The organism is Nocardia sp. CA-135398 (genome assembly GCF_050955845.1).
Lineage (GTDB): Bacteria > Actinomycetota > Actinomycetes > Mycobacteriales > Mycobacteriaceae > Nocardia.
Map to the genome: position 1 here is coordinate 6869834 of NZ_CP192084.1, position 13141 is coordinate 6882974.

Below are 13141 nucleotides of genomic sequence, written 5' to 3' on the forward strand. Positions count from 1 at the left end.
CACCTTGACACACAACGATATTCGCACCGAAGCCAACGATCCGATGCTGCTGTTGAGCACCGCCGCGGTCGAGTTGCTCGCCGACGCGCCATGGCAGCGCTATGCGGTACTCGGCGATTCCATCGCCCAGGGTGTCGGCGATCCGAGTCCCGGATATGACACCGCCGGATGGGCAGATCGCGTCGCCGCGGTCTTGACCGCGGCGAATCCCGCTCTCGCATATCTGAATACCGGCCGGATCGGCGCGACGTCCGCACAGGTCCGCGCCGACCAGCTGCCGCAGGTGCTCGAATTCGCGCCGGACCTGGTGCATATCAGCTGCGGCGGAAACGATCTGTTCACTCCCGGCGGCAATCTCGACGAGTTGCGCGCGAATCTCGACGCGATCTTCGACGCACTGGCCCGCAGCGGGGCACAGCTGAGCACCTTCACCCTCGCCGATGTGTGGGAGGTGGAACGGATGGCGGCGATGCGCCCGATGCGGGAACGGATGTCGGCGCTCAACGACATCACCCGCGAATTGGCCGCGCGTTACGACGCCGTGCTGGTTGAGTTTTGGGACCATCCGCTGCGGCTGCGACCGGATCTGATGAGCGCCGATCTCATCCACTTCACAATGAGCGGGCACGCGGTGGTGGCCACCGAAATGGTGCGCGCACTGCACGGGCTGCTCCCCGCACCCGCGCACTGATCGAAACCGGCACCGGGCCGCGGCCGAGCTGATCTGCTCGGACGTGGCCCGGCGGTCTGCCCCTGGACGTTTGCGACCGTCGAGTGCGGCACCTTCTCAGCGCTGGCAACTGCCGAGCCGGATACCTGATCGGCGCTCGCAAACGCCGAATCCCTAGTGAATGCGGGCATATCGATCGACGAGTTCGGCACCGAGTACCGCCAACTCCGCCTGCACCGATCGCGGTGCCAGCACCTCGATTTCGGCACCCCAGCCAGCCAACTGCTGGGCGATCATGCGCGGTGTCGGTGCGGTGATGCGGACCTGGACGCGTCCGTCGGCGACCGGACCGTCGACCGCACAGTGTCGCCCCTGCTGTTTGCGCAGAATCGGCAGTAGTTGCGATGCGATGAGCGCGGTGGCCGATGTGGCGGCTCGATGTTTTTCGACCTCGCCGACGACCTCCGCCCAGGCCGTGGACAGATCGAAATCCGCTGGGCGGTGGGCCATTTCATCGGTGATCGCGGTATCGACGATGCGATCGACGCGGAAGGTGCGCCGGCCACGGTCGGTGCCTGCGATGAGATACCAGATGGCGTCCTTGTCGACCAGGCCCCACGGGTCGACGACGCGCTGGGTGCGCTCCCCCGCCCGCTCATACATCAGTTGCACCTTGCGGCGTTCTACCACCGCGCGCTGCAACAATTCGACGAGCTGCGGCCGGGCCTGATCGCGCTCACCCCAGCGTGCCGGATCAATCACCACCGCCTCGGCCGCGGCCTGCGCATCGGTGCGGAAGGTCTGCGGGAGGGCGCGCACCAGCTTGCGCAATGCGGATTTGACCTCGGGTACCGCGTTCGCGGCCGGTCCGGCCAGGAGGAACAGCGCGCGAGCCTCCGGTTCGGTCAGCCCGCTGAGATCCGTACGCGCACCGCCGACCAGCGACCAGCCGCCGCCGCGGCCCGGCTGCGGATAGACCGGAACTCCGGCGGCCGAGAGCGCCTCGAGATCGCGGCGCGCGGTCGCGACCGAAACCTCTAGTTCGGCGGCGATCTCGGCGGCCGTCACACGTCCGCGGCTCTGCATCAGCAAAAGGGTGGCCACCAATCGATCTGCTCGCATGAACACAATTCTCCCGAAAAAAGTGCTCATTCGGTGAGCACTTTAGACGGAATCATGGATCACACAGACCCCGATCAGAGGAGACCAAGATGTTGCGAGGAATGGCCACCGTTTCGTTCTATGCCGACGACGTCGAGGCCGCGAAGGACTGGTACACCGAGGTACTCGGCCTCGCCCCGTACTACGCGGTGCCCGGCGGCTACTACGAGTTCCGCATCGGCGACTACCAGCACGAACTCGGCATCATCAATCGCAAATTCGCACCCGCCGGTGCACAGAATGCACCCGGCGGCGCCATCCTGCACTGGCATGTCGACGACGTGCAGGCAAGCTTCGACCGGCTTCTGGCCCTCGGAGCCAAGGAGTACGAGCCGATCACCCCGCGCGGCGACGGAGATTTCATCACTGCCTCCGTAGCAGACCCCTTCGGCAACATCCTCGGGATCATGCAGAACCCCCACTACCTGGAGATTCTCGCCCGCGATTAAGGCCCGCCCTACCGGAGCGTTCGCGGATTACCCGCTCCTCCCCCAACGCATACCTCGCCCCGAGAACGCTTGGCGACAAGCGCTCTCGGGGTCTGCGCACCGCTTCGTGAGCCCCCGAGGTTCGCCCTGCCCTGAGATGGCAAGGTGGCGGGATTGCCCGCGGGTTCTCCCCTCCACAACGCCACAACTCGAATACCCTGCCCCGAGAATGCATTGGTGGCGGTCATTCTCGGATTGCCCACCCCTTTCACGACGCCACCCGAGACTCCGCTTACCGCACGAACGCATAGCACGGGTGTCCCACCCGAGGTTGTCTGCACGAGAATCCGCTGGTCGCGGGGTCTCTCGACGTTTGCCGCCACTAGCGCACGGTGATCATTGGTCCGGGTCAGTGGGCGAACCAGCGTTCCAGGATTTTGGCTACGCCGTCGTCGGCGACATCGTCGGCGACTTCGTCGGCCCAGGTGCGGACCTCCTTCGGTGCATTCGCCATCGCGACGGAATGTCCTGCCCAGTGCAGCATTTCGCGGTCGTTGTAGCCGTCGCCGATGGCGAGGGTCGCGGCGCGGGGGATGCAGAGTGCGGTGCGCAGTCGCTCCAATGCCCAACCCTTGGACACGCCGCGGCGCGAAACAGTAAGCCATGGGCCGAATTCGCCGTGCACCCAGCTCGCATCCGGTACCCGCAGTCGGGTGAGCAGGCGCAGCATCTCCTCCAGCGAACCGTCGGGCCACCAACCATTGAGTCGGGGGGTGGGCTCGCTGCTCAATGCGCCGTCATCGACGAGAACGTATTCGCCGATCGAGAATTCACCCGGACTCGCCCCCGTCGCCCAGGTGCCGATGCCGACCTTCTCCACCGCGAAGATCATCTCCGGAAACAGTGCACGCAAGGCGGCGACCGCAGGACCCGGATCGAAGGTCTGCACCGCCACCGGCTCCCCCTTCGCCACATCGATGTGCACCGCGCCGTTGGAACACAACGCATGTCCATCGACCAGCCCGAGCTCCTGCAGCACAGGCCGCGTCGTCATCAACGTCCGCCCCGTCGTCACAACCACATGCGCCCCCGCCCCCACTGCCGCCCGCACAGCATCGATCACCCGTCCACTGACCGGCGATCCCGTCTGCAGCAACGTTCCATCGACATCCAGCGCAATAAGCTGAGGTCCCCCGTGTACCACCAACCCATTGTGCATCGCTATGGCACTCGGCGTCACCGAAATTCGACCGGTCCGAATGTGTCCCGCCCCCCGCAGGTCCACAGCCGCACTTCTTCGTGGAACCGCACCTCTTACGATCGCCGCTAGAAGTGCGAATCCCGACAAACAGTGCGGGTCTATAAAGTCACGTGGCAGTCCGCCGCGCAACCAACAGCCGTCCAGACCAGCGACTTTCACCCAACCGCCGCCCCTGCGCCGGTGATCGTTCACACTGCTCATCCCCCCTCAAGATCTCGGCACGAAGTGCCACCGGCACCAATGCCGCCGCGAGCGCGACTTCGCACCGGAGGCACGAACAGCCGCACCCCATCTCGGAATTCGCGCATTTACCAGCGCCACAAGGTTTGCGAATCTGCCGACGACGCAGATCCGTACCGGAACGTCGCGGTCGGACGCAGCACACCATCGGCTGCGCAGTCAGCGACTTTCACCCACTTCGCCTCAGCCATCGCCGCACCCCAAGTCTGGGCAACCACCTCGCCACGAAACGCCAGATCTGTAGCCGCCACAGCATTCACGAACCGACCGCCCACGAACCGACGGCCCGAATGCCGCACTCGTCTCGGGAATCGCACCCTGCACGGGCACGTCCGAAAGTTCGAATGCCACGGCATGCGTTACGCCGCCCTCCAGAGCGAGACCAATCACCGTACGGACGAACGGATTTCAGCGACGTCGCCGGAGTGATCCGTCGCGACCACCCGTCTCGCCGACGTCAGCTCCGTGCTCGGCCGCGGCTCGCGCGAAAAGGACGGTCGCGGTTCGGCTGCGTGCCTTCATGCTGGCGAAGGCGCTGCGAGCACCGAGAAATACTACCGAGGACTATCTGCGGACACCCCCACCACCACCGAAGCCGCCCGAGCCGTGTGAGGAGGTGCCGCCGGGTGAGGTCCCGCCGGAAGTGGTTCCGCCGGAAGACCTACCGTTGGACGAGGTGCCTCCGGTCGAACCGGCGCTGGTTCCGCCACCGGTCGAACCGCCGAGCGTGCCGCCGCTCGTCGCACCACCTGACATACCCCCGCTCATCGAACCACCCGACGTATCCCCGCTCACAGAGCCTCCCGAGTTACCACCACTGGCGGAGCCTCCCGATGCACCGCCATGCGTGGAGCCTTCCGACGCGCCACTACCCGCCGAGCCGCCCGACGCACCACTACCCGCCGAGCCGCCCGACGCACCACCACCCGACGCACCACCATGCGTGGAGCCTTCCGACGCGCCACTACCCGCCGAGCCGCCCGACGCACCACCCCCCGTCGAGTCTCCCGACGCACCACCACCTGTCGAGCCCGACGCACCACCACTCGTCGAACCCCCCGACGTGCTACCACCGGACGAACCGCCTGACGTGCCGGTGCTTGTCGAGCCGCCCGATGTACTCGACGAACCGCCGGTGGAATCCCCCGCCGTCGAACCACTGGTACCCGAAGTCACACCGCCGGACGCATCACCCGTACCGCCGCCGGACCCGCTACCGCCCGAAGCGGTTCCGCCCGATGTCCCAGTCCCGGTGGGTGTTTCGCCCACTGTCGTGCCTGGCACACCGTTGCCAGTCGAGTTGCCGCCAGACGCCGGAGTCGCGGAACCCGGGGTCGTCCCGGTACCGGGAGGAGCCGAATTGGGCGGGGCGGGAATCGAACCCGGAAGGCTGACGCTCGGAATAGGCGTGCCGGTGGCGGGCGCGGCAGGCGTTGCCGGTGGACTTTGGATGAAGGGCAGCGGGTTCAGGAACTGCGCCGGGTTGGCGTAGGTGACACCACCGGAATGCGGTGCCGCACTGCGTGGTTCACTATGTCGTCCGCCATGTGCCTCGGCTACCGAGGGCCCGACCGATGGACCGATCGGCGTGGTATGGGCGACGGGTGCGACCCCGTAGGCCGGTCGACCGGAGTAGCCGAAGCCCGCCATGGTGGTCGCCCAACCAACGGCAGCGGAACCTGCATCGGCGAGCGCCTCGACATCGGGCTCGAAAAGTAGATTTTCCATCGGGAAGCTGCCCGGCGAGGCGTCCACCAGGGATGGCATCGGCGATATGTCCGGTCCGCCGAATACCGTGACGGCCGATACCGCCACCGCGGATGCCACTGCGGCACTGGAGAATACGGCGACCTTGGGCGCTCGATGCCGACCACCGATCGACAGCGGGGCGAAGGTGCGGGCCGCGTACCCGGCGGCGCCGACGGCGACGGTCTGCCCCGGATCGCTCGACATCACCACCGGTCGACCGAGTTCGGCGAGGGTGCGCGCGACCTCGACGGGGCGGGTGGCGCCACCGACCAGCAGGACGCAGCTGATATCGGACAGGCACCGCCCCGTCGATTCCACACATTCGTGCACCACGTCGAGGGAATCCCGGATGTGTTGGGCGCGCATACTCGTGATATCGACGATCGAGGTCATCTGCAGCATCGACCCGTTGTCGCCGGGTTCGGCGACCCGGGCATAGCGCGCGATCATCGAACCGAGCGGCCGACCGCCGAAATCGTATGAGCGCACGGACTTTCCGACGATCGGGTGGTCGTCCCAGTCCGGCCCGACCCGAACCATGGACACATCGAGGCTGGCCCCACCGAGGTCGTACACCAGCACGAATCCGGACTCCAGCGGTCCGCGTTCCTGTTCGAGCCATTCCGCCGCCGCGACGGGTTCGGGTACGAGCAGCACATCCACGGCTCCGGCCAGATTCAATGCCTGCCGCAGCAGTGACAGCTGCTTATCGGAATAGCACGCGGGATAGGTGGCCACAGCTCCCGCGGTCGGCGGGAAGGATTCGAGCAGGCCGTTGACCACGGCGGCGACCAGGTTCGCGGGCGACCAGAGTCGACCTCCCACGACGACCGACTCGGGGTCACGCGCCAGATCGGCGAAATCCGTTACCGCCATATCGAATTGGGGGATTCCCCCGATTCGGATGCCGCCCGCACTGTCGAAGGTCACCGCCGTGCGGCGCGTCCGCACCGACGATAACGGTCGCTCGCCGGTCACCATGGCGGATACGGAGTTCACTGAACCGATGCTGAAGCCCAGACCTGTAGTCATTCGCTATCCCGTCAACGCACCGAGACCACGTCCATCACACAGGAGATCCGTGTGGCCGCGGTCGCTTCCCAAACAGCCCCCACAGGTTAGCTGCTGCCGGATCGATTCGGATGTCGAATTGATATGAAACGTTTGACTTCCGTTGACTCTGTTTCAAACTCCCAGCTAGATCGCACGATAAAGATTCATCCAGACCCCTGGACGTTCGGCGTTTCGCGACCGAAGCCCCGATTCCGCTGCGCTAAGCCAGATTCCGCTATCACGCAGTAACTCGAACCGAAGCCCCGATTCGCCTTACGCAATACAACCGCCCAGAACCGACAACCCACACCGACTGGTCGGTAACCAAATTGTTGCCAGCGCTGCAGATTTCATGGCACGGGCGTGCCAATCGCAGAAATATGACACATCAAACGCAACGGCTGATTTTCGCCAGCATCCTCACCCCTGCACCGCTTGACTGGATTCAGCGATGAGCGGGCGCTCGGACGAACCGAGGTCCAGCACCACGTCATCGGTATGAAATAGCAAGGACGAGAAGGGAATTCGGCGACGATGTCAACACGTTTCGCGGACAAGGTCGTGCTCATCACCGGCGCGAGCTCGGGTGTCGGCAAGGCGGTGGCCGTGCGAGCGGCGGCCGAGGGCGCGGCAGTGGTGCTCGGCGCTCGTGGCAAAGACGCGGGCGAGCAGGTCGCGAACGATATCCGCGCGGCGGGCGGCCGGGCGATCTTCGTATCGACCGACGTCACCGTCGAGGACGAAGTCGCCCGACTGACGCAGGCGGCACTCACCGAATACGGCCGTCTGGACGCGGCATTCAACAACGCGGGCGCCGTCAATGCGTTCGGCCCGGTCGAACAGATCGACGAGGCAGGGTGGCGGGCCGATCTCGAACTCAACCTGACCAGCGTGTTCTACGGTCTGCGCCACCAGGTTCCGGCCATTATCGCCTCGGGCGGCGGCGCGATCCTCAATAACGCCTCGAATCTCGGCGTGGTCGGCATGGGTTCGGTGGCACCATATGTGGCGGCCAAACACGGTGTCGTCGGACTGACCCGCGCGGTGGCGCTGGAGGCCGCTGAACAGGGCGTTCGCGTCAATGCGCTGGTCTCCGGCGCGGTCGACACGCCAGCTTTCCGCAATTCGATGGGCGCGACGTCCGAGGGTGCGGCGGCCGTCGCCGCATTGCATCCGCTCGGCCGGATCAGCACGCCGGAGGAGATCGCATCGTTCTGCGCCTACCTGCTGAGCGATGAGGCCAGCTTCATCACCGGCGCGGCACTCGCGATCGACGGTGGGTTCACCGCCAAATAGTCGCCAATCGGCACCTCGGCCCGGCATTCGCCCTCATCGCGTCGCCGTGCGCCGAGGTGCCGACCGTTGTCACGGACCTACCGCGCATTCACCATGTCGGCGTGCGTCGAAATCCGTTACACAGCACGAATGCGACATGGGCGTGCATGCGCCGCTCAGACGCGGGCGAGCAGACGGCGCACGATACCGGTCCGCTCCTCGGTTCGGCGGGCCACGACCGATGGCCGACGACGGTGCACCATGTGGTCGAAATCCGTGGCGTTTCCAGCGGGTTCACCCATCCGCCCGGCATTGAAATCATCGGCCAACTGCCGAACCGTCTCCTGCGCACAGGATTTGTTGGTGCCGATGAATCCGGTGGGACCGCGTTTGATCCAGCCGGTGACATAGGTTCCTGGCAGCACCGCACCACCGGACTGTTCCAGCACGCGACCGTTCAGGTTCGGGACCACGGCGGCCTGTTCGTCGAATGGCAAGCCGGGCAAGGCGACACCGCGATACCCCACCGAGGTGAGCACCAGCCCGGCATCCAACCGATCGGTCTCCCCCGTCGCCACCGCACGAACGCGACCATCCGGATCGGCGACGAGTTCGTTGCGGCTCACCTCGATACCGGTCACCTCGTCGGTGCCCAGGATCGCGGTCGGCGCGGCGAGATACCGGAAGACGATCCGCTTGCGCGCACCGAACGGCCGCTCGGCCACGCTGTGCAGCAACCGCAGCTTCTGCTCGACCTGGTACGGCAGCCCGTCGGTCACCGCAGGCAGTTCACCCGCGATGGCGATATCGACGTCCGCGCCGAGCAGCCCGACGAATTCCGGAACGGTGAAAGCGGATTCGAGCGGACCGCGCCGACCGAGCACGACGACTTCCTCGATCTTGCTCTCCCGCAGTGCCTGCAGCGCATGCGGTGCGATATCGGTGCCCGCCAAGGTTTCCGGATCGCTGGCCAGAATGCGCGCCACATCGAGGGCCACATTGCCATTGCCGACGATGACGGCCCGCCGTTGCGACAGATCGAAGGTGCGCCCGGCATGATCCGGATGCCCGTTGTACCAGGCGACAAAGTCGGTGGCGGATACATTGCCCGCCAACCCTTCTCCTGGAATGTCGAGCTTACGATCCGAGGAGGCACCGACCGCGTAGATCACCGCATGGAAGTGCGCGAGCAGTTCGGCGTGCGAAATATGTTTGCCCACTTCGATATTCAGGTACGACTCGAAACCGGGCTGCGCCGAGATGATATCGAAGAGCCTGTTGACCTGCCTGGTCTTGGCATGGTCCGGCGCGACGCCGTATCTGGCGAGTCCGTGGGGTACCGGAAGTCGGTCGAACACCGTCACAGTGACGTCGGGCTGGGTCAGCAATTCATCGGCCGCGTACATGGCCGAGGGTCCGGATCCGACGATCGCCACCCGAAGCGGCTGACGATCGGTGTGGATCTCGGCCGCGGGCACCGGCTTCGCCAGCAGCGGCCGCGGACGCGCCTGCCGATAGAAGTCGGCATTGATCTCGATGAACGGCTTCTGCTCGTCGGTCAGCTTCTTCGACGAGGTGATGGCATCGACCGGGCACGCACTCGCGCAAGCGCCGCAGTCCACGCATGCCTGCGGGTCGACATACAGCATCTCCGCCGTCAGAAAATCCGGTTCGTCGGGCGTGGGATGGATGCAGTTGACCGGGCAGGCGTAGACGCAGGACGCGTCGCTACAGCAGGACTGTGTGACGACGTACGGCACGTCAACCGGCCTTGGCCGAGCGCAGCGGCTCGGAGCGGTAGCGGGTGGTGTGGCCGTCGATATTCAGCAGCTTCCAGACCGCCTTACCGATCGGGTTCATCAGGCCGATGTCGTTGGCCAGCGTGCGCACATCGCCGAAGAAATCGCTGAACTCCTGCTTGGCCTGCTTCGAGCCGTAGAACAACTCCTTGCGCACCTCGTCCGGGATATCGAACTCCTTGAAGAACGACCGGGGCGGGGTGTAGATGGAGCGGCCGAGGATGAACATGACGATCGGCATAACGATCGAAAGCACCAGCTTATTGGCCGCATTCTTCTCGGGCACATGCTGCTTGAGGAATTCATGCGCGAAAGAAATGTGGCGCGCCTCCTCGGCGACGTGAATCGCCATCACACCGCGCATGATCGGATGCACGTCCTCACCCGAGCGCAGGATCGCCTTCTGAATGTGGTCGATCGGCTCCTCGCCCGCGAGCACGGCCATGAAGAACAGATTCGGGAACAGGGCAGCCACCGGCGCACCGATGTACTTGAATTTGCGCACGAGCGGGCCCATGCCGGGAACGTCGATGCCGATCCGGTTGACCATCTCCTGGAACATCAGGGTGTGGTTGTGCTCCTCGATCATTTCGTGGGAGCAGTAGCGGAATTCGGGCGAGCCATTGGGTAGGCCGAAGCTGTGCGTCACCATGCCGCTGATCAGGATGGATTCGAACTGCAGACCGACCTTGGCGACATTGGCTTGGCGGTACTTGCCGATCGCGATCTTCCGCTCCAGCGGCAGCGCCTGGTACCAGGGGTGGCGACCGAGCGCATCACCGGATACCGGAAGCACCCAGCGCTCTTCACCGGCGTCGGCGGCGAAATCCGGATTGTTCCAGTCGATGTCCTCGAACGGGTCGAAATGCTTGTTCACCGAACCTTCGGAGAGCAGCAGCAGCTTGGCGGCATACTCCTGCGCCTTCGCCAGGTCGGGATCGACTGCGGGCGTCACGGCTGTAGACATCGTCGTCACTGCCTCTCCTCGTGGGACACGTTTACTGTATCCCATAGTTACACCTACGAGGAGTCACGTCAACCTGACCGACGATCGGCATCCCCGGCGGCGCTGCGGTACGCCGCCGGGTCTGCATTTACCGCAACCCGAGTTGCGACAATCCCGCGACCACCGTGTCGGCGGGCAGCGCCAGCGCGAGCGCCACTCCAGCGGCCGACATCCCCGCCGCGATCGCCACCCGGGTCAAGCGGCGCCTGGTGCGCCGGGAAAGTAAGAGGGCGCGCGTCGTCGCTCCGCGTACTCTGCGCCGATGATGATGTCCGGTCGCATCCTCGTCCGCGGCGGCGGCGCGACGCGCCAGGATGGCGGCGCCGTCGGCGATCGTGCGTTCCGGATCCGGGGCCGTGATCACCGGACGCGCCAGTTCATCGGCAAGCACCTGGGCCACCTCGACCGGACGGGCCGCGCCGCCGACCACCAGCACGCAATCCACATCGGCCATGGTCACATCCGCCATCCGCAGGCAGCGATAGACCAGCTTCAACGAGGATCGGATATGAATGGTGCGCAATTCGTCGGCGGTGATACCGGTGACCGCACCGGAGATGGAGGCGGGCACCGTCCCGTTCCCGGCCCGCGCGGCGACCAGCGCGCCGAAGGCACGCCCACCGAAGTCCGACGAACGGATCGGCACGCCGACAATCGGATTGCGTGGGCAACCCGCGCCGACCCGCACCAGGGTGATATCCAGGCTGGCCCCACCTAGGTCATAGACCAGGGCTAGGCCCGGCATCAGCGGACCGCGCTCGACCTCGAGCCAGGTGGCCGCCGCGACGGGTTCGGCGACCAGCTCGACATGACTCAGGCCGATCGCGTCCAGCGCGGCGCGCAGTTCCCCCACATGCCCCTCGGTGTAGCCCGCCGGATGTGTCAGCATGACCCCCGCCCCGGCCGCCCGACGATCACGACGCGCCTCGGTGATCAGACATTCCGCGGCGATCGCGATCAGATCGGCCGCGGTGAGCGCGCGGTGCCCGACCCTGGCTTGCTTGGTCTTTCGTTGACTCAGATCGGCGAATTCGGTGATGGCGCGTCCGTGCCGCGGAATCATGCCGACCCTGGCCATTCCGGTGCTGTCGAAGGTGAGGGTGGTGCGACGGGTGATGGCGGGCGAGCGTTCGGCGGCGGAGCGGCGACCGGGTGGAGCCTTGGCCGAACCCTCCTCCGCCAGAGCGGAAACCGTGTTCACCGTGCCTATGCTCAAACCGAGACCAACCGCCATCGCAATCCTCTGATCGCCGAGCCGATTTGCTTCGAACCCTATTCACGCAACCACTCCGCGACCAGCCTGCCAACCACCGGACACACGGTTGTCCGCATGCCGCCGCCACTGACACGGGTTGCATAGCAAAGCCCGGATCCCCGTTCACCTGGCACGGGACGCGACGCGCCGATGCACTAGCCGATTCTCCTTACGGCGCGTCGGAATTCAGCGATGCCCTGCTGTCGTTTGCCAGCCAGTGGCCACTGTGCCGTACCGCTGACCGATACAGGTTCTTACATGCGAAAACAGATCTCAACAGAGATTGCCGAACAGGCCACAGCGAGCCGATCCGCAACGGTCTCGATACCGACCAGTCCGCGATCGGCCGGAAGCGCCCGCTCCAGCAACGAGTTCCGATTTCCCGCACCGGAATTCGCGAGCGATTCCGGTGCGGGAAATCAAAACCATTGCGGCCGTTGGCGACTGATCAGCAACACCCCAGCATCGCCTGGCCACTCGCCGCCCGCCGCACCGGCCCCTGCCGCGGCCCGAGCAACCGCGACACCATCTGTGCGGCCTGCTCCTGCCACCGCGCGTACGCCGTCGGGAAGCCCGAGCGCTGCGCGGCCTGCGCCGCCTGCCACAGCGGCATCGCCTGGTAGTCCGGGGCGTGGACCAGCAGTGCGTCCAGGAATCGCTCGGTCGCGTAACGCGGATCGGTGAGCTGCTCCGGCGTACCCCAGCCTGCGGAGGGTCGCTGCTGGAACACCCCGAGCGAGTCGTGATCGACCGCCTCGGTCAGGTTGCGCAGCAGCGATTCCTGCAGTGCGGTGGAAAGCGCGATCACCGCCGCATAGGCGGGCATATCGCGGCGCAGGATCACTTCGACAATCGTTCGCGCGTTATCCCATTGCTCCGGATCGGGCGTGAAATGCCGTTGCTCGCCCTGGATTCCGTGCGGTACCAACTGCGCCCGAGTCAGACCGACATATGAGTTCGGGATCGGCTTCCCCACCGATTCCGGACCGAATGTGGCCACTTCGGACGAGTCCACGGGGATCTCGGTGATAACCGGGCCATCCGGTGCGCGCACTGCGGGCGTTCCGGTTGGTGGCGCGGCGATTGCCGGACCGGATTGGATTATCACCGCCGCGCTGGCACCGGCCAGCGCGAGAAACATCTGTCTTCGAATTGACATGGTGATCGATCAACTTCCCGCCGCCCGCATACGGGCCGCGTTCGACGACCATTGCGAATGCTCACATCGGATTACGTTCCGATAA

The 13141-nt window shown here is 65.5% G+C and carries 10 protein-coding genes; 3 read left to right on the forward strand and 7 right to left on the reverse strand.

Features of this window, described 5'->3' with window-relative positions:
• The first annotated feature begins 4 nt into the window (after positions 1-4).
• Positions 5-691 carry an SGNH/GDSL hydrolase family protein gene (locus ACQP1T_RS30600; protein ID WP_433756500.1) on the forward strand — a complete coding sequence of 229 codons (687 nt, stop codon included), beginning with the start codon at positions 5-7 and terminating at the stop codon, positions 689-691.
• Positions 692-844: 153 nt separating this feature from the next.
• Here ACQP1T_RS30600 and ACQP1T_RS30605 read toward each other — a convergent pair whose 3' ends face one another.
• Positions 845-1792, reverse strand: coding sequence for a helix-turn-helix transcriptional regulator (locus tag ACQP1T_RS30605; protein WP_433756501.1), 948 nt, complete (start codon positions 1790-1792; stop codon positions 845-847).
• An 89-nt stretch (positions 1793-1881) separates the two neighbouring features.
• On the opposite strand from ACQP1T_RS30605, the gene ACQP1T_RS30610 reads away from it, so the two are divergent.
• On the forward strand, positions 1882-2280 hold the full coding sequence (locus tag ACQP1T_RS30610; RefSeq protein WP_433756502.1) for a VOC family protein: 399 nt from the start codon (positions 1882-1884) through the stop codon (positions 2278-2280).
• 388 nt (positions 2281-2668) lie between these two features.
• Here ACQP1T_RS30610 and ACQP1T_RS30615 read toward each other — a convergent pair whose 3' ends face one another.
• Positions 2669-3478, reverse strand: a complete 810-nt coding sequence (locus ACQP1T_RS30615; protein WP_433756503.1) for an HAD family hydrolase — start codon at positions 3476-3478, stop codon at positions 2669-2671.
• A gap of 846 nt (positions 3479-4324) precedes the next feature.
• Positions 4325-6508, reverse strand: coding sequence for an Hsp70 family protein (locus tag ACQP1T_RS30620; RefSeq protein WP_433756504.1), 2184 nt, complete (start codon positions 6506-6508; stop codon positions 4325-4327).
• Between the two features lie 588 nt (positions 6509-7096).
• On the opposite strand from ACQP1T_RS30620, the gene ACQP1T_RS30625 reads away from it, so the two are divergent.
• Positions 7097-7858, forward strand: a complete 762-nt coding sequence (locus ACQP1T_RS30625) for an SDR family NAD(P)-dependent oxidoreductase (RefSeq protein WP_433756505.1) — start codon at positions 7097-7099, stop codon at positions 7856-7858.
• A 155-nt stretch (positions 7859-8013) separates the two neighbouring features.
• On the opposite strand, the gene ACQP1T_RS30630 is transcribed toward ACQP1T_RS30625, so the two are convergent.
• From ACQP1T_RS30630 to ACQP1T_RS30645, 4 genes are all read right to left on the reverse strand, one after another.
• A complete protein-coding gene (locus ACQP1T_RS30630) occupies positions 8014-9597 on the reverse strand; it encodes an FAD-dependent oxidoreductase (RefSeq protein WP_433756506.1) in 1584 nt (527 codons plus the stop codon).
• 1 nt (position 9598) lies between these two features.
• Positions 9599-10603: an AurF N-oxygenase family protein gene (locus ACQP1T_RS30635; RefSeq protein ID WP_433762428.1), complete on the reverse strand. Its 1005-nt coding sequence runs from the start codon at positions 10601-10603 to the stop codon at positions 9599-9601.
• 127 nt (positions 10604-10730) lie between these two features.
• Positions 10731-11843 carry an Hsp70 family protein gene (locus tag ACQP1T_RS30640; RefSeq protein ID WP_433756507.1) on the reverse strand — a complete coding sequence of 371 codons (1113 nt, stop codon included), beginning with the start codon at positions 11841-11843 and terminating at the stop codon, positions 10731-10733.
• Between the two features lie 502 nt (positions 11844-12345).
• Positions 12346-13056, reverse strand: coding sequence for a hypothetical protein (locus tag ACQP1T_RS30645; protein ID WP_433756508.1), 711 nt, complete (start codon positions 13054-13056; stop codon positions 12346-12348).
• Positions 13057-13141: the final 85 nt, after the last annotated feature.